Origin of the sequence: Coleofasciculus sp. D1-CHI-01 (assembly GCF_040218875.1) — a bacterium.
Classification (GTDB): domain Bacteria; phylum Cyanobacteriota; class Cyanobacteriia; order Cyanobacteriales; family Coleofasciculaceae; genus Coleofasciculus.
The window spans coordinates 16948-37430 of the sequence record NZ_JAVJQP010000096.1; the positions used below are offsets into that span (position 1 = coordinate 16948).

Genomic DNA, 20483 nt, shown 5'->3' on the forward strand with positions numbered 1-20483 from the left:
ACCTATCGCCTTACAGATCCCCCTCCCGTCCCCCTTCAAAAGGGGGAAGCCAGAGGATGCTTCGCTTTTGTTCCATGGGGAAGCTAGAGGATGCGGGAGCTTTTTGTTCCATGGGGAAGCTAGAGGATGCTTCACTTTTTTGCACGGGGAAGCCAAAGGATACTTCGCTTTTTGTTCCATGGGGAAGCCAGTTATTTGCATTATTTTTCAATCAGTTCGGGTAAGGTTGGTGGCAAGTCAGCGTCAGGAACCACAGGCTTAATTGTTGGTGTTGGCGAGGGAGTTGGCGTGTCTTCTTCCGATTCAGGGGATTCCGGCGGTAATGGTTTATCGGGAGTTACTGATTTTTCTGTCGCCTCTTCTGGGACAGTTTGGGTTGTCTCTGGGTTCGATTTCGTGTCCTCTGGAATCACTTCAGATGGCTGTGGGGGAGTTTTTGGGGCTGAAGTTACAGGTTCTGTTTCTGCTTGCGGTTCCTCTGGGGATGTTCGAGTTTTATCCAAGGATGTAGATGCTTCGGGTTCTGGCTGAGATTTGGTTTCCTCAGTCACGATATCCGATGTTTTATCAGGAGTTTTTTGGTCTGGAGTGACAGGTTCTGTGTCTGCTTGCGGTTCCTGTGGCGATGTTTTGGTTTTATCGAGGGGTGTAGATGCTTCGGGTTCTGACTGAGATTTGGTTTCCTCAGTCACGATATCTGAGGCTTCCTCAGGAGTTTTTTGGTCTGGAGTTACTGGTTTTGTCTCTGCTTGCGGTTCCTCTGGCGATGTTTGGGTTTTATTGAGGGGTGTAGATGCTTCAGGTTTTGGCTGAGATTCGGTTTCCTCAGTCACGATATCCAAAGCTTCCTCAGGAGTTTCTTGGGCTGGAGTGACAGGTTCTGTGTCTGCTTGCGGTTCTTGCGGCGACTCGGTTTCCTCTGGCAAAACCTCAGGTTCAGGTGACGGTGCTTCTAGTTCTTCTGGTTGTTCAGGGGATGGGGTAGGAGACACTTTGGGTTTTTGGAATCGTTCCCGGATGGTTTGATAGAAGCGATTGAAAAAGCCACGGGTGGGGGATTTGTCTGTGGGTGTGGCTTCAGGAGTTTCCAAGTCTTTGGCTGAGGGGAAGGTTTCATCGGGCGTAGCAGGTTCTACGACTGTGGGAGAGTCTTCCCCTGTTTTGGTTTCAGGTATTGGTTTTTCTTGAACAGGTGTTTCGGGTTCAGGGGTGGGAATTTCTTCGGGTATCTCTGGTTCAACCGTTGGTTCTTCTTCAACAGGAGTGGGAGACACGGAAGGTATCGGTGTTGGCTCGACTGTAGGCGATGGAGTCGGTTCAGGTGCGGGTGTCGGGATTACTTCTGGCGTGGGTGTTGGTGTGGCTTGAACTTTATAGTTGGAATCGATAATGCTACGGGCAACTTCAATAGAAAGCTCGTTCCGCATTAACTGGGATAGGGTATCATTGCCCCCTGGCTGATAACGAACGAGCCGCGCTGTGTTATTGTAGGCGTTTTTAACCGGATTTCCTTGCTCATCCAGAAACTCTACCTGCACCCAGTTTTTACCGGGTTTAAAACCGTTGAGATAAACGGGCTGCCAGCGATCAAGGGTAAAACTTTCACCATTGATGGTGACGCGAATTTGCCAATCGACAATCTCGTCTTCTGGGTTTTCTTGGGCGACAAGGTGCAGGGGAGCATTTGTCAGGTAGTAGTCGAGCAAGATGGGTTCAGCACCATAGCTGCCTAGGGGATGGTTGTAGGTTAAAAGCGGTAGGTTGGCTACCGGATTATTATCGTCAGTTTTGGTAAATACGTGAAATGTGGTTTGAGCGTAGGCTCCTTCATTTTTAAAGCTTTCATGCCAAGGACGAGCGGCGAAAACTCGTAGGGTGTGGGTTCCGGGGGATAAGTCTTCCAGGATTAGGGGTTTATCGACGTTGTAAACCGGAATATTAGACTGATTGTCAAGAATTACGTTGAGATGAGGACCCATGTTTAATTCTGGGTTTTTGAACAGGGGTAAGTCCTGCACCTGGAATTTTACGGAGACGGTGGTGTCTTGGAGAATCTGATCCGGAGTGGGACTCAAGATGGTGACTTGAGGCTGATAGCTTTCTAAGCGGCGGTTCAATTGCTGAATCACTGGGGGTGGGGCGACTTCTGAGAGTTGTGCCACTGGTTTGGTTGGCGGTGGGGCATCCTCTTCAATGGGGGGTAAGGTTTCGGTGCGATTGCCACATGCCACCAGTCCCACCATCAGTACTACTACCAGTACGACTGAACAAATTGCTCTTACTGTTTTCCACCAGAGATTCTTAGCCAACACACCATCTCCTCAACTAATTCTGCTCATTAGGAACTATAGCGAACAATGGCTCCTCTGGAGGGGCAGGGGAGCTGGGAGAGCTGGGGGAGCTGGGGGAGTAGGGTAAATAGGTTTGTGCATCGACAGAATGACAAATGCCGTAGCTTGCTTATCGGGAAGCGAGTAGGACAAATGACCAATCTGAGATTAAACCCATCTATTGTTTAGTTTTGTAAATTTTATCGATCACACTCTTGACTTTTTTGGGAGTTTGCTCAAATCAAAACCCAAAGTAGACCTTGATTTGCTGAAATTTGAATTTTTGTTAAGTGCAGCCCAAGACTGCCTCTAGCAGACCTATCATCATCAAAAGAGCATCCCCTGAATTTGAAAGGGGATATCATTTTTCCAGGAAAGTTACGCCAAAAGCGGTACTTTCCGCTAAATTGATAAAAAAGCAAACTTCCTTTTGGATATTTCTCGTTCCTTGTATAGAGAGGAGACTCCTGATGACAATCAGCCCTCCTGAGCGGGACACGAAGGCAAAGGTAACAGTTGATAAAGATCCCGTTCCTACTTCATTTGAGAAGTGGTCTAAACCGGGACATTTCGACCGTACCCTAGCCAAGGGACCAAAAACCACCACTTGGATTTGGAACCTTCACGCGAACGCTCATGATTTCGATAGTCATACCAGTGACCTAGAAGATGTATCGCGCAAAATCTTTAGCGCTCACTTCGGTCACCTAGCGGTTATTTTTGTCTGGTTGAGCGGCATGTATTTCCATGGCGCTCGGTTTTCCAACTACGAAGCTTGGCTTACTGATCCAATTCATATTAAGCCAAGTGCTCAAGTTGTCTGGCCCATCGTGGGTCAAGACATTTTAAATGCGGATGTCGGTGGCGGGTTCCACGGCATTCAAATCACGTCAGGATTCTTCCAAATCTGGCGTGCATCTGGAATCACTAATGAATTCCAACTGTACTGCACCGCCATTGGTGGTCTAGTCATGGCAGCCCTAATGCTGTTTGCTGGCTGGTTCCACTACCACAAGCGGGCGCCAAAGTTGGAATGGTTCCAGAATGTAGAGTCCACAATGAACCACCACTTAGCTGGATTGTTAGGTTGTGGCTCATTAGGTTGGGCGGGTCACCAGATTCACGTCTCTTTGCCGATCAACAAGCTACTGGATGCTGGGGTAGCTCCTGAGGATATTCCTCTCCCCCATGAGTTCATCCTGAATAAGAGCTTAATGGCAGAGTTGTATCCCAGTTTCGAGCAAGGGTTGAAGCCGTTCTTCACCCTGAACTGGGGGGCGTATTCTGACTTCCTTACCTTTAAAGGTGGGTTAAACCCAACCACAGGTGGATTGTGGCTCTCAGACACCGCGCATCACCACTTAGCGATCGCGGTTCTGTTTATCATCGCAGGTCACTTCTACCGGACGAACTGGGGAATTGGTCATAGCTTTAAGGAAGTTCTGGAAGCTCATAAAGGTCCCTTCACTGGTCAAGGCCACAAAGGGATGTATGAGATCTTCACCACCTCCTGGCATGCTCAACTGTCCTGGAACTTAGCGCTGCTCGGTTCGCTGACCATTATCGTGGCGCATCACATGTACGCGATGCCTCCGTATCCGTACTTAGCCACCGATTATGGTACGCAATTGTCCATCTTCACCCACCACATGTGGATTGGTGCCTTCTGTATCGTTGGGGGTGCTGCTCACGCGGCAATCTTCATGGTGCGGGACTACGATCCCAATATTCATGTGGATAACCTGTTAGATCGGGTACTTCGTCACCGCGATGCGATTATTTCTCACCTGAACTGGGTTTGTATCTTCCTGGGCTTCCATAGCTTCGGTCTGTACGTTCACAACGACACGATGCGGGCTTTTGGTCGTCCTCAAGATATGTTCTCGGATACGGGGATTCAACTCCAACCGATTTTTGCCCAGTGGGTGCAACATTTGCATACCCTGGCTCCCGGCGGAACCGCTCCTAATGCCCTAGAACCCGTCAGCTACGCCTTTGGCGGTGGCATGGTCGCGGTCGGTGGCAAAGTGGCAATGATGCCCATCACCTTGGGAACGGCGGACTTTATGATCCACCATATTCACGCCTTCCAGATTCATGTCACCGCACTGATTCTGCTCAAAGGTGTGCTATATGCCCGGAACTCTCGTTTGATTCCGGACAAATCATCCCTGGGTTTCCGCTTCCCCTGCGATGGTCCAGGTCGGGGTGGTACTTGCCAAGTATCAGCTTGGGATCACGTCTTCCTCGGTCTGTTCTGGATGTATAACTGCATCTCGATTGTGATTTTCCACTTTAGCTGGAAGATGCAGTCCGATGTTTGGGGAACGGTGGCGTCCGACGGTACCGTGTCTCATATCACGGGCGGTAACTTTGCCGCCAGCGCAATTACGATTAACGGTTGGTTGCGTGACTTCCTGTGGGCGCAAGCCTCTCAGGTGATTAACTCCTACGGCACAGCGTTGTCAGCCTATGGCATCCTGTTCTTAGGCGCTCACTTTGTCTGGGCATTCAGTTTGATGTTCCTGTTCAGTGGTCGCGGCTACTGGCAAGAGCTGATCGAATCCATTGTCTGGGCGCATAATAAATTGAAAGTGGCGCCAGCGATTCAGCCTCGCGCTCTGAGCATTGTTCAGGGTCGGGCTGTGGGGGTAGCCCACTACCTCCTAGGAGGAATTGTCACCACTTGGGCATTCTTCCTGGCACGAATCCTAGCAGTCGGGTGACGACTGTTTGAATCGATACCACTATAAAGCAAGACACCAGGTCTTGCCTGTCTCGACCCCATCCCAAACTGGAACTTCGGTTCCAGGGGGTCAAAAAAGACAGAAAACGAGCAGCAAAAAACGAGCAGCAAAAGCATAAGTCTCTGTAGGATTTCCTAACGAAAGACAGATGGCAACAAAATTTCCGAAATTTAGCCAGGATCTCGCTCAAGATCCGACAACACGTCGAATCTGGTACGGAATTGCCACCGCCCATGACTTTGAGAGCCATGATGGCATGACGGAGGAAAATCTTTATCAGAAGATTTTCGCCTCTCACTTTGGTCATCTTGCAATCATTTTCCTGTGGACCTCTGGCAGTCTGTTCCACGTCGCCTGGCAAGGCAACTTTGAACAGTGGATTAAAGATCCGCTCAACGTCCGTCCGATCGCCCACGCGATTTGGGACCCTCAATTCGGTCAACCGGCTGTTGATGCCTTTACCCAAGCCGGTGCGTCTAACCCTGTTGATATTGCTTATTCTGGGGTGTATCACTGGTGGTACACCGTAGGGATGCGGACAAATGGGGATCTGTATCAAGGGGCATTGTTCCTCCTGGTGCTATCCGCCGTCTTCCTGTTTGCAGGTTGGCTGCACTTACAACCCAAGTTCCGTCCCAGCTTGGCTTGGTTTAAAAATGCTGAGTCTCGCCTAAACCACCACTTAGCGGGTTTGTTTGGGGTGAGTTCCTTAGCTTGGACAGGTCACCTGGTTCACGTTGCGATTCCCGAAGCTCGGGGACAGCATGTGGGTTGGGATAACTTCCTGTCCGTCAAGCCACACCCAGCGGGTTTAGCTCCGTTTTTCACGGGGAACTGGGGAGTTTATGCCCAGAATCCAGATACAGCAAACCATATCTTTGGTACGTCCGAAGGTGCTGGCTCTGCGATTCTTACCTTCTTAGGTGGGTTCCATCCTCAGACTGAATCCCTGTGGCTGAGTGACATTGCTCATCACCATCTAGCGATCGCTGTATTGTTTATCATTGCGGGTCACATGTACCGGACAAACTTCGGTATTGGCCACAGCATGAAAGACATCATGGCAGCGCACAATCCCCCACCGGGAACCCCGTTTGGTGGCATTTTGGGTGAAGGTCACAAAGGAATCTACGACACCTATAACAACTCGCTGCACTTCCAGTTAGGCTGGCACTTGGCTTGCTTAGGGGTAGTGACCTCGCTGGTGGCGCAACACATGTATTCCTTGCCGCCTTATGCATTTATGGCGCGGGATTACACCACGCAGGCAGCGTTGTACACTCACCACCAATACATTGCGGGCTTCTTAATGGTTGGTGCTTTCGCCCACGGAGCAATCTTCCTGGTGCGAGACTACGACCCGGAAGCGAATAAGAACAATGTGTTGGCACGGGTATTGGATCACAAAGAAGCGATCATCTCTCACTTGAGCTGGGTTTCCTTGTTCCTCGGATTCCACACCTTAGGTCTCTATGTTCACAACGATGTCGTTGTGGCATTTGGAACTCCTGAGAAGCAAATTCTAATTGAGCCAGTTTTCGCTCAATGGATTCAAGCGGCTCACGGTAAGCTGCTCTATGGGTTCGATGCGCTGCTATCTAATCCAGATAGCATTGCGACCACGGCTTGGCCCAACTACGGGAACGTTTGGTTACCTGGTTGGTTAGATGCGATTAACGATGGCGGTAACTCCTTGTTCCTGACCATTGGTCCTGGTGACTTCTTAGTTCACCACGCGATCGCACTCGGTCTGCATACCACCACTTTGATTCTGGTCAAAGGTGCGTTGGATGCCCGTGGTTCTAAGCTGATGCCCGATAAAAAAGACTTCGGCTACAGCTTCCCCTGCGATGGTCCCGGTCGTGGCGGCACATGCGATATCTCCGCTTGGGATGCTTTCTATCTAGCAATGTTCTGGATGCTGAATACCATTGGTTGGGTAACCTTCTACTGGCACTGGAAGCATCTGGGCATCTGGCAAGGCAACGTAGCTACATTTAATCAGAACTCAACCTATCTGATGGGTTGGCTACGCGACTACCTCTGGCTGAACTCCTCTCAGCTAATTAACGGGTACAACCCGTTTGGAACCAATAACCTGTCGGTTTGGGCTTGGATGTTCCTCTTAGGACACCTAATCTGGGCGACTGGCTTCATGTTCCTGATTAGCTGGCGTGGTTACTGGCAAGAACTGATTGAAACGTTGGTTTGGGCGCACGAGCGCACGCCTCTGGCGAACTTGGTTCGTTGGAAGGACAAGCCGGTTGCTCTGTCCATCGTTCAAGCTCGTGTGGTTGGTTTAGCTCACTTTACGGTGGGGTATGTTTTAACCTACGCGGCGTTTGTGATTGCCTCGACTGCGGGTAAGTTCGGTTAACGATCTGAAGCCTTGTAGGTAATTAAATAAATCCCCTGCCTTCGGGTGGGGGATTTTTGTAGCATTAGGTAAATAGGACTTAAGCAAAGTCTCTGTAGGGTGTGTTAGCGTTCGCGAAGCGTTCCCGAAGGGTAGCGTAACGCACCTTTGCCATTGTGGTAGTAGCTGCGTAAGTCCTGGTAAATTTTCTGGATAAGGCATGAATCCACTTCTGAAAGCTTTAAGTATTGAAGTCAGAGAATTTTGTGTAGATAATTTTGTTTTAAAACAGATAGATGAAATCTTTGTGCAAGGAGATTTTCAAAGACAAGATTATTCTTCTAGTTATCCACGTCGATCCCTTGTCGAAGATTACTACAGGTCTATGGACTGGGAACAAAAGGATACAATTGACAAATTTTATCAGGTAATTATAAATATCTTGAAAATGCGCTGGTTGTCTGATGAATCGAGAAATGACCTAATTGATAAATGTCGTGAACTGGGCTTTAATGTTCAAAATTATGACCAATTTTATTCAAGTGCCCGCCCCTACAAATCCACTTTTTCCTTCTGTGTCACATTTAAAGCCAATTGGTGTTACTCCTCCAAAATCTCAACCACATCCTCAATCATCACATCAAAGGTTCGAGCCAACTTATAAATCGCGGTAAAGTCTACCATTGACAACTCAGAACGGCGAGCATAGCTTTTGACCGTGTTGTACATCACGCCAGAACGGTCAGCAACCTCCTTGAGCGTCCAGCCTTTCTCCGCCGCCAATTCACGAATTTTCAGCCTGACTAAACCCATACTTGACTATCGGTGCAATTACACCTTATGATAATTCTGATATATAAAGCGATCGCTCCCCGAGTCTAGCAAACCTAAGAGCGATCGCGCCAATGTCCCAATTGAATGGGAAATATCTTTTATGTTATCAACACTTATCCCAAAAACGCCCATCCTTGTCAACGGATCTACAACTGAATCACGATTGCTAGCTTGGGGAAAGTTGAGCCACTACTCCTCCAAAATCTCAACCAAGTCCTCAATCATCACATCAAAGGTTCGAGCCAACTTATAGAGGGCAGTATAATCGACCATTGACATTCCAGGACGACGGGCATAACTTCTCACCGTACTGTAAATGACTCCGGAACGATCGGACACTTCCTTCAACGTCCATCCCTTCTCTTGTGCAAGTTCTCGAATCTTTAGCCTAACTAACCCCATCCTTGACAAGTGATGCAGTTGCATCGTTTAATGAGAGAATCGGAAAAAGCGATCGCTCTCCCAGTCTCGCAAACTTAAGAGCGATCGCCCTTTCCACCCCACTACAAGGGAATGACTTACCATTGCATGGGAATCAATTACTATGTTATCAACACATACCACAAAAACGCCCACCTTTGAAGCCTCAAAACTAAATTACAAGTCATCTACCCGTCACCCTCTAGCACGATTCGTCACCGTTGAAACCGTCGCCTTGCTGTTTAACCGCTCTCCTGACGAGATTTATCGCATTGAATGCTGGCAGCATATCGTTTATGTTCATGGTAAAGGGTTGAGCCGATTTGTCAGCTATGCCGACTTTCCACCCATCCTAGAAGCCGAACCTCCTACCCCTCAAGATATGGTGCGTTGGCGCAAGCGCTGGAAATCTCAAATTGCCCCTGAGTTTTGGACAATATTCTATAGATATCAGTTCAACCGAGCGACGAGTGAGTCACAATTGCTAGCCTGGGGACAATTTGTTGCTCTGGTGAAAGGATTACTCTCAACAGCCGCCTTACAACACCTGCGCCAAGCCTACCAGCTAGAACAATATTGGTGGCGTCACTTTTGACGACTGAATCTGGCTCAACTCAGGAGAACGAGACAATGACAGATTAACGTGCGATCGCTCATCATCACCCAGCTATGACCACAGTGACGATTAGCCTCTAAGATAAGAAATAATCACTGCTCCTTTAGCTAAGAGTTTATGTTACGTGATCTCACTATACAAAATTATCGCTGCTTCAATAACTTTCATATCGACGGGTTAGCGCGAGTTAATTTACTCGTGGGTATGAATAATTGTGGAAAAACCACATTACTGGAAGCTGTGTATCTATTCGTTAATCAAGGTAATCCTCAGTGTTTAGGATATTTACTCTATAACCGAGGTGAACTGATTGAGCGCTCCATTTTTAGCCGACCCGGTGAACCCCCACATCCTTCATCTTACTATCAAATTAGCCATCTATTTTACGGTCATGCACCGAGCTTAAATTCAACAATCCGTTTTAGTTCAACCCAAGATAATAACTTACAAGTTGAAATCATTACAAAAAAAGCAGAGACCGGTAAACTTATAACTCCCTTTGAATTGCTTGTTCGATTAAACTCAAAAGAAGTAACATATAATGTTCCTGTATATTCGGATGATTTAATCGAGTATAGATTGCTGGCATTTTCTAGATTTTCCAATCAATATTCTGGTTCATCGAAGCTAGAAGACAAATTCATAAATAAAAATTTGTTTATCCCAACTAATAATTTAAACAATCAGAATATATCTGATATGTGGAATGATATTACGCTCACACCAAAAGAAGATCAGGTAATAAACGCCTTGAAAATATTAGATAAAAATATAGAACGAATTAGTTTTACAAACAAGCCAAACTTCAACAGTGGCATTTTGTGTAAGCGTAGTCAAGAAGAATATCCAATTCCTCTCAGTAGCATGGGGGAAGGAATGCGACGCATTTTAAACTTAGCAATGGCAGCCGTGACAGTTGAAAATGGTGTATTGCTGATAGACGAAATTGAAACGGGTCTATATTATGAAGCTCAAACTGATATGTGGAGATTTATACTAAAAGTCGCTCATGAATTAAACATACAAGTTTTTGCGACAACTCATAGTTGGGACTGCATTTGTGCGTTTCAAGAAGCGTTGGATGAATTAGATGATCCATCAGTGGGCAAATTGTTTCGATTGAGTCGTAAGGGTGAAGATATACGTCCAGTTGAATATGATTCTGAAAAATTGGGTGTTGCTGTGCGTCAAAGTATTGAGGTGCGCTGATGCCAAAAAAACCAAAACCTCATCAGCTATTGGTTGAAGGAAAAAATGATCGCCATGTAATCTGGGCTTTGTGTAATCAATATCAGTTGCCAGAAACATTTTCTGTAGAAGTAGCGGAAGAAAAAGGGACAGAAATGACAAATGTCACGTAGTTTTGACATTTTGTTCTGTCTCTTCTTCTGATTCATCTCTGACGTAGAAATACCAGTAGAGGTTGGCAACGGCTAAGTTTGAAGCTTTTTCCAAATTGGTAGGAACTAAGGTTTTGTAACCCGCGATCGCGAGCAACTCCTCTATACTAAAAGTTTGCATTTTTAACAATTCTGGCTGTAATTCTAGAGGAGCGTTTTCTACAGAAGGAGGCAGGTTACTCACCACGCTTTGAGCCGCTAACACTTCCACCGACTGTTGCGTTGCTTGAGCAATGCGAGCTAATTGGCGGAAGACGGGTTCAGGTAGCTCAATTGTTACTCGCTGCGTTGTCATAGTCTTACTGGGCTGTGGCTAAATACTGTTAATTGTAACGTTTAATTAATTCATAAATTTCTAAGGTTAACTTATGATTCGTTATCTTGACTATCTTAACTGGTTATAGCGTTGCTTTAATTATGGCGCTTGGCTTACGTCTACTCTTCCACAATCTCAACCATATCCTCAACCATCACATCAAAGGTGCGAGCTAGCTTCTGAACAGAAATAAAGTCAATCTTTGACATTCCAGGACAACGAGCATAATGTCTCACGGTGCTGTAAATGACGCCGGAACGCTCAGATACTTCCTTGAGTGTCCAACCCTTCTCTTGTGAAAATTCTCGAACTCTAAGCCTGACTCGCCCCATACTTGACAAGTGGTTGCATACCGTCATTTAATAAGTTTACCGGAAAAAGCGATCGCCCTCTAGCCTGGAAAACTGCGGAGCGATCGCCCAAACACCCCACTACAAGGGAATGACTTACCATTGCATGGGAATCAATTACTATGTTATCAACACATACCACAAAAACGCCCACTTTTGAAGCCTCAAAACTCAATTACAAATCCTCCACCCCTCACCCCTTGGCACGATTTGTCACCGTCGAGACAGTCGCCTTGCTGTTTAACCGCTCTCCTGACGAGATTTATCGCATTGAATGCTGGCAACATATCGTTTACATTCACGGTAAAGGTTTGAGCCGATTTGTCAGCTATGCCGACTTTCCACCCATCCTGGAAGCCGAACCCCCTACCCCTCAAGACATGGTTCGCTGGCGCAAGCGCTGGAAATCTCAAATTGCCCCAGAGTTTTGGACAATATTCTATAGATATCAGTTCAACCGAGCCAAGAGTGAGTCGCAATTGCTAGCGTGGGGACAATTTGTTGCTCTGGTGAAAGGATTGCTCTCAACAGCCGCCTTACAACACCTGCGCCAAGCCTACCAGCTAGAACAATATTGGTGGCGTCACTTTTGACGCAGCGCTAACTCTAGCTCAACTAGAGGAAAACCAGACCCTTGAATAAGGGGACACCTGGAAATTTGGTATTTTTCAGCGTCAAGAAAAAATAGTTCACAAAGATATCAATACATACGCCATTCCTAGCAATCTGGATTTAGTGCTTTCTGCTCTGTTTGGTATAAGTTTGAGTTAGGTGCATATCATCTAGGTTTTTGTGCTAACAGGTAGGATAGACTCTCAACACAACCTAACATGATGTAATGTGCCTTTGCTAGCTGGCTATTTGGCTCTCAGCACCAAATCCTAAGTTGATTCGCCACCCTATATTTTGCCTGGTGGCACGCCTGGAATTTTGAGGCGGATACGGTAAAGGCTATTACTGGTAGTAATGTAGAGAGTTTTGTAATCGTCATCACCCCAAGCTAGATTGGTAGCAAGTTCAGGAACTTCAATCCTGCCTAATAGATTACCTGAGGGTGAGAAAATCCATACGCCTCCTGGTCCAGTACTGTAAACATTCCCTTCTTGGTCTACCTTCATGCCATCGGGTACACCCTTTGTACTAGGGTCTTTTAATTCGGCAAATAGCTGCCCATTTTCCAAAGTACCATCGGATTTCACATCGAAGACACGAATGTGACCTTTTTCCGAATCATTCACATATAGTTTTTCCTCATCCGGTGAAAGGGCAATGCCATTCGGACCCACAAAATCTTTCACTAACAACGTCAATTTCCCATCCGGTGTCAACCGATAGACACCATAGAATCCCAGTTCCTCTTGCTCAGATTTAATGCCATAGGGGGGGTCAGTAAAGTAGATACTTCCATCCGATTTGACGACTAGATCATTGGGACTGTTGAGTCGCTTTCCCTGGAACTGATTTACCAGCGTAACAATTGTGCCATCTTGTTCAGTACGGGATAGGCGGTGATTACTATGTTCAGCACTGATCAAACGCCCTTCCTGGTCTAGAGTATTAGCATTAGCGTTGCCCGAAGGACGACGAAATATCTCTGTTTTTTGATTCGGTGTCCATTGATAGATAGTATTAGCCGGAATATCACTAAAGAGTAAGAAGCCGTTTGGATGCCAGATGGGTCCTTCTGTAAACCGAAAGTCTCCCGCCACTTTTTCGACTTGGATATTGTCATCTAGAATCACTTCTAGACTATTCTGGTTACCCTGATTACTCGATTGTGCTGTAGTTAGGCTGGAGTTTGTTCGAGACCTTGAACATCCAAACCCTAAATCGTTTCTGGCTTCAGTAACACCGTTGCTGGGCGCAATAGTTAAAAACGTAAAAACAAGGCTGTATAGAGTAACTCGAAAGATTGGGTTTTTCATGTCAATAGCATTAATTAGGGGCTGCTGAATAAGTCTTGTGGTGGGGAGAGGCATCATCCTAGAACTCTAAGTTGTCCGGCTGCACAAGTTTCTGATAATAGGCGAAGATTGTTGTGAATGCTAAATCGTTAAGAGTTGACGGATTTGATCAGCCATGGTTTGGCTAGCGCTATCCGCCGTTACCAGTTCAATTTGTTCAGCACTGCTAGCCCCCAATCCGAGTTCTACGGCTCGTTGAATTTGCTCTAACTGCCAAATTGAACCCTCAGAAACAGCGTCAGTGGTGCCAAGCGATCGCAAGATGGCAATGGCGACAGCATCAACGGCTACGCGATCGGTTCCCGCCAGCATTACCTCGGCTTTTACCTTCTTTCCAGACGCGGGTCCCCCATTGACAAAAGCGTCTACCCCATCTAATAGAATCAGCGCTGGTTTGTAGGCTTGGTTAATCTCAGCAATCATGACTCGTTGGTGAGGGGAAGAATGTAAATCCTGCATATAATTAAACGAATCCCCAGGCACATATTTGGCAACCATTCCCACTGAATTTTTCAGCGATAGGGTAAAATGACCGCCAAAACGATGAGTTTTCAAGCAACAGGTATTCACAATTGCGCCTGCATCTAAAATTGGACGAGCAAAGGCAAACCCTTTTTGCCAATGGGTTCCCTCGGCAGAAATATACTGCCATTGATCGGCATCCATCTCATCAAAAACAATTGTTTCCAAGCCATAGCGATCTGCTAATTGAAACACCTGTTTTTGTTCCATGGCTTGACGAGTATTTGCCATTCCGGAGCGATCGCCTATCGTAATTCCTTGGCTTCCAGCAGTCTGTAACTCTTGCACCAGCTTCTCTAGGAGTTGAGTATCCGTGGCGGCTGGAGCCGGATCTCCGGTGTTATAGTTAGGCTTAAGGAATACAGTGCGATCGGAAAGTCCTTCCGGTTGTAGCAAATCCAGTGCTTTTTGAGTTCCAGCCACTCGGTCATCAGTACGCACCAAAACCACTTTACTCACATTACCCGATGGAGACTGGGCGATAGGGGTGGCTGTGGTGGTGGGAACGGTTGCATCAACGGCTGCATCAGGTGTTGGCGAGGTGGAATTCTCGGTTCTGCAAGCTGTAGGTAGAATTGATGTCCCCGCAGCGAGTGCGGCTAAACGCAGAACGCGGCGTCGTTTGTATTTGCGAGTGGAGTGATTGGGTTGCATGGTGGCTTGAGTTCAAAAACAACAGTTCTGAATTAAATCGGCTCAGTGCTAAAACCTATTAATATCTTGTACCATTTTAAATCAGTAAACCCCTCACCCCCAGCCCCTCTCCCACTCAGGGGAGAGGGGAGCAAGAAAGGTGTTACAGCAAATTGCAGGTAAATGAAGTACACCTACATAGTGATACTAATTGATTAGGGAAAAATACTGTAACTCACGAACTTACAAGATGCTGTATATCCAAGGTTTATCTGGCTACATTTTTTATTATTAATTACTCCGGTTCCCCTTCTCCCGTGCAAAAAAAGCGAAGCATCCTTTGGTCTCCCCTTTTTGAAGGGGGACGGAAGGGGGATCGAAAAGGGAAGGGGGCTAGGGAATTAGGTTTTACTTGGCTTGCAAAATCAGTTTCAAAATGGTCTTGTACGAAATAGTTTCATTGTAATACTCACATAATGATTTCCACAGGTTTGGATGGGGATTTGCCTGTGGATGTTTCATCTGGACTTGTCGAAATGCATCCAGCAAACTCAGATTTTCTTCTTCTTTTAAGGTGGCTACAGCAAATAAACTGGAACGACTTATCCCTGCACCACAAACAATTAGCACAGTTTGACTCTTGGCTTTTTCCTGGCGAACAAAATCAACACCTGTTTTTAGCTGTTCAAAAGGCAGCGGTTGACCATCTTCAACGGAAATATAACGGGAGACAATATTAGGCTGTTGTACATTTTCAGCCAGGTGTAACATTGCACCAATTTGGTGATGCTGGAGTAAGTCATAATTTAGACTGTCTCTATAGTTACCAACGTATAACCACGGTCTAATATAATACATTTTCTTCTTGTCTTGGAATTTCAACGATAGGTCTAGCTTAATCCACGTATTGTAGGGACACTGCAATGCTTATTGGTATCAATTTAAGGCTGAAACCCCTCACCCCCAGCCCCTCTCCCACTCAGGGTAGAGGGGAGCAAGAAAGGTGTTACAGCAGATTTCAGGTAAATGAAGTACACCTACATAGTGATACTAATTGATTAGGGAAAAATACTGTAACTCACGAACTTACAGGGGCAAAGGTGCGTTACGCTTCGCTAACACACCCTACACATAGAGTCTTTGCGTAAGTCCTATAGACTACATACAAACAATGATTGCGCCCAAAAGCAAGCCGATACAATTTTGTATTTCATAAACGTGAAAAGCACTGTAAAAGACGCTGTATATCCAAGGTTTATCTGACTACATTTTTTATCATTAATTACTCCGGTTCCCCTTCTCCCATGAAACAAAAGCGAAGCATCCTCTGTCATCCCCCCTCTTGTAGGGGGGAACGAGGGGGGTGGGAGAAGGGGTTAGGGGATGAGGGTGAAATGCTACGAAACATCAGAAACAATCAGGGGTGGAATTAATTCTTGCCACAATACATAAGACCGCCGTATTTGACCATTTAACGTAGGCGGTACATTGGGGACATAAAACCAGTCCGGTGCTTCGGCTCCTTTTTCCGGTGGGTCAGTCAAACGCCAGTAAATCCCGCAATCTTGACCAATACAATATTGCCCATCTGGATGATATTGTTGCAGTACAGATGTGATGGAATCAGTTAAAAGAATGCTTTGGGGATGCTCCTGAAAGTTGTTCCCAAATGTACCATCAGATTCTGGTAATTGAGTATGGTCAGGTAGGGTTTTTGGAAAGGTTGGTGGGTTAGCTGTAGAACTCATCGGAACCTGGGGATAACAGCTCTAACTGTATCTTAGTCTTAACGGCTGAGTTTCTCACTAGAATATCGAACCCAAAAGCCATCCTAATCCAAGTCCTAACCAAGATGTTCCCAGCAAAATTAGAAAGGTGTGAAACTTGCTGAAGGATTCTTGTAACTTGTCTCCAGCCGCAGCCATAGCCCCAGCCCCAGCCCCAGCCCCAAGCAAAGCCCCAAGCATAACCGCAGCCATAACCGCAGCCATAGCCCCAGCCACAGTCCCAGCCATAGCCCCAGCCCCAGTGCAAGCCGCCCAAGCCCCAGTCCCATCCTCACCCTCACCCGCAGCTACAGCCACACCAGCCCCAACCCCAAGCAAAGCCCCAAGCATAACCGCAGCCCAAGGCCTAGTCATAGCCCCATCCAAAGCCACAAGCAAAGCCCCACCAGCCCCAGTCACAGCCCCAACCATAACCGCAGCCCAAGGCCCAGCCACAGCCCCAGCCACAGCCCCAGTCACAGCGAAAACCACAGCCATCACCCCAGCCACAGCCCCAGCCCCAGCCACAGCCATAGTCCCAGCCCCAACCTTAACCAAGAAAAAGCCTATCACTAGGTAGCATCCTGCTATTACCGTTAGCCTAACCCATGGAATAGTTCTGGCTTTTCGAGTGCTTGCTGTTCTAAAAGGTTGCCTAGAAGTATAAATAGTTGAAGGACGAACAACCTCTTGCCTGTGAACTGAAGGTGCTGGAGGCGGAGTTACTACTCTTGGATCTTCCAGCAACTTCAACCAAGCCTGCATCGACTGTGGACGTTTTTTTGGCTCCAACGCCATCCCTTTGAGAATTGCCTGATTCACCTGCGTACTAATCCCTGGAACAATTCGCCGAGGTGGAATCAAGGGTTCCTGATAAAGCTTGCGATCCAATCCCTTAGTAGGACATTGACCTGTCAGTGTATAATACAGCGTTGCCGCTAAACAATAAACATCGACATTTGGCTCCCGACTTCCCCGGTGTAACTGCTCATAAGGCGCAAATCCCTTATTACCAACTGCTCCTGTTGACGTGTATGTCGAGGGAATCAGTTCCTTAGCAATACCAAAATCAATTAAAACCGCTCTGCGATTTTGCCGCAATAGAATATTTCCTGGATGAGCATCTCGATGAGTCAACCCCACCTGATGCACTACAGCCAAAGCTTCCCCAATTTGGCGAATATATCTCACCGCTTCAGTTTCGGGTATCGCTCCTCTGCGCCTAACTAACTCAAACAAATTTTTCCCCTCCACAAAATTCATCACTAAGCAGTAAATTGCTCCTTCTTGGAACAAGTCATGCACTCCGACAATAGAGGGATGCGGATCTCTGGATAGTCGGGCTAATATCTGTGCTTCTTCTATAAATCGAGCCACATACTTGTGATAATCTGGCTCGTATTGCAGATACTCGTTAGGCGTTTTAATCACAACATCATGATTGAGGGATACGTGCCGCGCCTTATAAGTGATCCCGAAACCACCTTGTCCCAGAACTCCTTGAATCACATATTTACCGCCTTGTAATTGTTGCCCTGTTGCCCAAACCATGGCTATTTTAAGATAATTCTAGAATTGTCTATGGCGAAATCGTCGATGATGGAGTAGGAGACGGGGATGACTGAGGTTTTAATCGATCCATCCAGTCTGACAAGGGTCCCAAGAATGCCACAATTACACTTAGCACCGCTACAATCAATCCCGCGATCGCAAGTTTTTGCTCTAAGGTTAATCCTCTCTTAGCAGGCGGTGGCGTAGGTGCAGGGGGAGAGGCTTCACTAATCAACCCCAGGGAATCTAACCATTCTCGCATCGACTGGGGGCGCTGCTTCGGTTCTAATCCCATACCCTGGAGAATCAGCCGATTTGTGCGATCGCTAATCTAATCGTTATACTCTTTTGGTGGGACTAAACGCTCTCGATCTAGCTTGCGCTTAATCGCACTCACAGGTTTTTGTCCCGTTAACAGTTCATACAATGTCGCCGCCAACGAATAAACATCCGTATATTCTCCCGGTTTCTCAGCCAGTCGGGAATAGAGTTCCATTGGCGCAAACCCGTCTGAGGCTTCTTTTGTCCGTACTGAAGTCACCTCACAGTCAAACTCCAGCGCTAAATCGAAATCAATTAAAACCGCTTCCGCTTTTCCATCACGAACATGGACAATAATATTACCCGGTTTCACATCCCGATGAATCAAACCATTCCCATGCACCTCAATCAGCGCCTCACCAATTTGCTGAATATAATTGAGGGCTTCGGCTTCGGGGAGCATTTTCTGGGCGCGGTAGGCTAAACTCATCCCATCCACATAATCCATGACAATGCACTACCGTTTCCCCTCTTTAAAAAGATCTCGGACTTTGACAATATGAGGATGATTACACCCTCTGAGTTTTACCGCTTCCTGGCAAAACTTACTTTCCAGTCGGTTTTGTTCTTTTGGGGTGAGGGAATTGAGGAGTGCATCATTCAAGGTTTTGATCACCCAGCGACAATCATCTCCATCCTTTACCAGATAGGTAATCCCCAAACGCCCTTGTCCCAGTTGTCTCTCTAAGATGTACTTACCGTTATAAAGCGCATCCCCTGTCGCCCAAACCATGGTTTGCCATTCTCAAAACTTAGGTTAATTTTGACACAGTATATCGGAGACTGTAGGGGCGCACCGACGTGCGCCCTTAGTCAGGGAAGCTAAGCTGTTCGGCATTTAAACCATAATGTCAAGAATTGCGAGATCCTTGCCGTAGTAGTGCGAGCATCTTGCTCGCTACATTGAGCATCTTGCTCGCTACATTGAGCATCTTGCTCGCTACATTGAGCATCTTGCTCGCTACCTATCTTGTTCACTACCTATCTTGCTCACTACCTAAAACACAACTGAAACCCGAAAACATACAGGTGTAGAGAACGATTAAAGGTTCAGTGCAAGATTCCAGTCAGCTATTCAGTAATATCAGAAATGATTACGATTTGCTTAATTCTACTCCTCTAAAATCTCAACCAAATCCTCAACCATCACATCAAAAGTGCGAGCCAACTTATGAATAGCCGTATAGTCTATCATAGCCAGTCCTGGTGAACGGGCATAATGTCTAACTGTGCTGTAAACTAACCCAGAGCGATCAGAGACTTCTTTGATCGTCCATCCTTTTTCTTGTGCAAACTCTCGAATTCGCAACCTGACTAAGCCCATACACTCTTGACAAGAGATAAGATTTTATCGTTTACTCAGAGAGTCTTCAGATAAAAGCGATCGCTCTCCCTAAAATGATACAAAACTTAATTTTATGTCACTTAATTGTCTCCAATTGCATTGTCGTAGACAATTAGGCGTGGTACAGTTCAATGTGGTGTAAAAGTACAGTAAACCGACCAAGTTACCGTAGATTAAATCGGTATACTATAAATCACGGAACTGGAAACAACCACAAGACGGGTAGGAAGACTGGGAGTTTAGGGAAATGGTAAGTGCGATCGCACAGAAAACTCAACTGGATCTAGAGGGGGTCAATCGACAACTCGTCGATGCCGATGCTACCTCAATGGTTAAATGGGCAGCCGAAACCTTTGGCGATGGTTTGGTGATGAGTACGAGCTTCGGCATCCAATCAGCGCTGATGCTGCACTTAGTCACTCGCATCGTGCCTGACATTTCCGTAATTTGGGTCGATACAGGGTATCTACCCCCAAAAACCTACAGATTTGCTGAAAAGTTAACCGAACAATTAAATCTGAATCTACACGTCTATCAGTCGCCCATTAGTCCAGCCCGTATGGAAGCCCTTTATGGCAGACTCTGGACAAAAGATGATCCCGAAGCGCTGAATTTATACGACTATATGCGTAAAGTCGAACCCATGCAACGGGCATTAAAAGACTTAAAAGCAACAGCATGGCTAGCGGGATTGCGGGCTCAACAGACACATCACCGTCAGACATTGCGTCCAATAGATATTCAGTCTGGGATTTACAAGGTATTACCTATTCTGCACTGGAGTAGCCAAGATGTCCATGAGTACATCACGAAACACAATCTGCCCTATCACCCCTTGCGTGAACTCGGCTATGCAACTGTAGGCGATTGGCACTCAAGCCGCCCAGTGACTACAGAAGATCAGCATGAACGCGACACCCGCTTCCGGGGAATTAAGCAAGAATGTGGTTTACATTTGCCAAAGACTCAAGGTGAAGCCCAGAGTCTCGATTCCAGTTCACTGTAAGGAATA

20 protein-coding genes and 1 pseudogene are annotated in these 20483 nt (G+C 46.6%); 7 read left to right on the forward strand and 14 right to left on the reverse strand.

The features are described from left to right. Nucleotides 1-200 precede the first annotated feature (200 nt). A complete protein-coding gene (locus RIB93_RS17835) occupies nucleotides 201-2309 on the reverse strand; it encodes a hypothetical protein (protein WP_446374120.1) in 2109 nt (702 codons plus the stop codon). A 491-nt stretch (nucleotides 2310-2800) separates the two neighbouring features. Here RIB93_RS17835 and psaA point away from each other — a divergent pair, with 491 nt between their 5' ends. Both psaA and psaB read left to right on the forward strand, forming a co-directional pair. Further along, complete coding sequence (gene psaA, locus RIB93_RS17840; RefSeq protein ID WP_446374122.1) at nucleotides 2801-5056, forward strand: photosystem I core protein PsaA; 2256 nt, start codon at nucleotides 2801-2803, stop codon at nucleotides 5054-5056. A 169-nt stretch (nucleotides 5057-5225) separates the two neighbouring features. Next, the gene (psaB, locus tag RIB93_RS17845) at nucleotides 5226-7454 is read left to right on the forward strand and encodes a photosystem I core protein PsaB (RefSeq protein ID WP_446374124.1); all 2229 of its coding nucleotides are present in this window, start codon (nucleotides 5226-5228) and stop codon (nucleotides 7452-7454) included. A gap of 579 nt (nucleotides 7455-8033) precedes the next feature. Here psaB and RIB93_RS17850 read toward each other — a convergent pair. Both RIB93_RS17850 and RIB93_RS17855 read right to left on the reverse strand, forming a co-directional pair. After that, nucleotides 8034-8246, reverse strand: a complete 213-nt coding sequence (locus RIB93_RS17850; protein WP_446342930.1) for a helix-turn-helix domain-containing protein — start codon at nucleotides 8244-8246, stop codon at nucleotides 8034-8036. A gap of 210 nt (nucleotides 8247-8456) precedes the next feature. After that, nucleotides 8457-8669 carry a helix-turn-helix domain-containing protein gene (locus RIB93_RS17855; RefSeq protein ID WP_446340786.1) on the reverse strand — a complete coding sequence of 71 codons (213 nt, stop codon included), beginning with the start codon at nucleotides 8667-8669 and terminating at the stop codon, nucleotides 8457-8459. A gap of 142 nt (nucleotides 8670-8811) precedes the next feature. On the opposite strand from RIB93_RS17855, the gene RIB93_RS17860 reads away from it, so the two are divergent. From RIB93_RS17860 to RIB93_RS17870, 3 genes are all read left to right on the forward strand, one after another. Beyond that, entirely contained in the window at nucleotides 8812-9282 is a 471-nt protein-coding gene (locus RIB93_RS17860) for a hypothetical protein (protein WP_446374126.1), read from the forward strand. A 138-nt stretch (nucleotides 9283-9420) separates the two neighbouring features. Next, complete coding sequence (locus RIB93_RS17865; RefSeq protein ID WP_446374127.1) at nucleotides 9421-10512, forward strand: AAA family ATPase; 1092 nt, start codon at nucleotides 9421-9423, stop codon at nucleotides 10510-10512. Further along, nucleotides 10512-10664 (forward strand): DUF3226 domain-containing protein, encoded by a 153-nt coding sequence (locus RIB93_RS17870; RefSeq protein ID WP_446374129.1) that lies wholly within the window; start codon nucleotides 10512-10514, stop codon nucleotides 10662-10664. Before RIB93_RS17865 ends, RIB93_RS17870 begins: the two co-directional genes overlap by 1 nt. Here RIB93_RS17870 and RIB93_RS17875 read toward each other — a convergent pair. Both RIB93_RS17875 and RIB93_RS17880 read right to left on the reverse strand, forming a co-directional pair. Next, nucleotides 10657-10998: a hypothetical protein gene (locus tag RIB93_RS17875; RefSeq protein WP_446374131.1), complete on the reverse strand. Its 342-nt coding sequence runs from the start codon at nucleotides 10996-10998 to the stop codon at nucleotides 10657-10659. The genes RIB93_RS17870 and RIB93_RS17875 overlap by 8 nt on opposite strands. A 140-nt stretch (nucleotides 10999-11138) precedes the next feature. Beyond that, nucleotides 11139-11351 carry a helix-turn-helix domain-containing protein gene (locus RIB93_RS17880; RefSeq protein WP_446374181.1) on the reverse strand — a complete coding sequence of 71 codons (213 nt, stop codon included), beginning with the start codon at nucleotides 11349-11351 and terminating at the stop codon, nucleotides 11139-11141. A gap of 140 nt (nucleotides 11352-11491) precedes the next feature. Between RIB93_RS17880 and RIB93_RS17885 the strand changes: the two genes are divergently transcribed. Beyond that, a complete protein-coding gene (locus RIB93_RS17885) occupies nucleotides 11492-11962 on the forward strand; it encodes a hypothetical protein (RefSeq protein ID WP_446374133.1) in 471 nt (156 codons plus the stop codon). Between the two features lie 306 nt (nucleotides 11963-12268). Here RIB93_RS17885 and RIB93_RS17890 read toward each other — a convergent pair whose 3' ends face one another. The 9 genes and pseudogenes from RIB93_RS17890 to RIB93_RS17930 all read right to left on the reverse strand — a co-directional run bounded on the left by RIB93_RS17890 (nucleotide 12269) and on the right by RIB93_RS17930 (nucleotide 19450). Further along, nucleotides 12269-13294 (reverse strand): SMP-30/gluconolactonase/LRE family protein, encoded by a 1026-nt coding sequence (locus RIB93_RS17890; protein WP_446374135.1) that lies wholly within the window; start codon nucleotides 13292-13294, stop codon nucleotides 12269-12271. 120 nt (nucleotides 13295-13414) lie between these two features. Continuing rightward, nucleotides 13415-14509 (reverse strand): DUF362 domain-containing protein, encoded by a 1095-nt coding sequence (locus tag RIB93_RS17895; RefSeq protein WP_446374136.1) that lies wholly within the window; start codon nucleotides 14507-14509, stop codon nucleotides 13415-13417. 387 nt (nucleotides 14510-14896) lie between these two features. After that, on the reverse strand, nucleotides 14897-15346 hold the full coding sequence (locus tag RIB93_RS17900) for a dual specificity protein phosphatase family protein (protein ID WP_446374138.1): 450 nt from the start codon (nucleotides 15344-15346) through the stop codon (nucleotides 14897-14899). 554 nt (nucleotides 15347-15900) lie between these two features. Next, a pseudogene (locus RIB93_RS17905) lies at nucleotides 15901-16236 on the reverse strand (Uma2 family endonuclease); the annotation flags it as partial. Nucleotides 16237-16293: 57 nt separating this feature from the next. Further along, complete coding sequence (locus tag RIB93_RS17910; RefSeq protein WP_446374140.1) at nucleotides 16294-17805, reverse strand: serine/threonine protein kinase; 1512 nt, start codon at nucleotides 17803-17805, stop codon at nucleotides 16294-16296. Nucleotides 17806-17833: 28 nt separating this feature from the next. Beyond that, on the reverse strand, nucleotides 17834-18100 hold the full coding sequence (locus RIB93_RS17915) for a hypothetical protein (RefSeq protein ID WP_446374142.1): 267 nt from the start codon (nucleotides 18098-18100) through the stop codon (nucleotides 17834-17836). Between the two features lie 36 nt (nucleotides 18101-18136). Then, nucleotides 18137-18574, reverse strand: coding sequence for a serine/threonine protein kinase (locus tag RIB93_RS17920; RefSeq protein WP_446374144.1), 438 nt, complete (start codon nucleotides 18572-18574; stop codon nucleotides 18137-18139). Nucleotides 18575-18583: 9 nt separating this feature from the next. Then, nucleotides 18584-18859: a hypothetical protein gene (locus RIB93_RS17925; protein WP_446374146.1), complete on the reverse strand. Its 276-nt coding sequence runs from the start codon at nucleotides 18857-18859 to the stop codon at nucleotides 18584-18586. A gap of 378 nt (nucleotides 18860-19237) precedes the next feature. Continuing rightward, the gene (locus RIB93_RS17930) at nucleotides 19238-19450 is read right to left on the reverse strand and encodes a helix-turn-helix domain-containing protein (protein ID WP_446336892.1); all 213 of its coding nucleotides are present in this window, start codon (nucleotides 19448-19450) and stop codon (nucleotides 19238-19240) included. A gap of 268 nt (nucleotides 19451-19718) precedes the next feature. Between RIB93_RS17930 and RIB93_RS17935 the strand changes: the two genes are divergently transcribed. Beyond that, the gene (locus RIB93_RS17935; RefSeq protein WP_446374148.1) at nucleotides 19719-20477 is read left to right on the forward strand and encodes a phosphoadenylyl-sulfate reductase; all 759 of its coding nucleotides are present in this window, start codon (nucleotides 19719-19721) and stop codon (nucleotides 20475-20477) included. The last annotated feature ends 6 nt before the right edge of the window (nucleotides 20478-20483 follow it).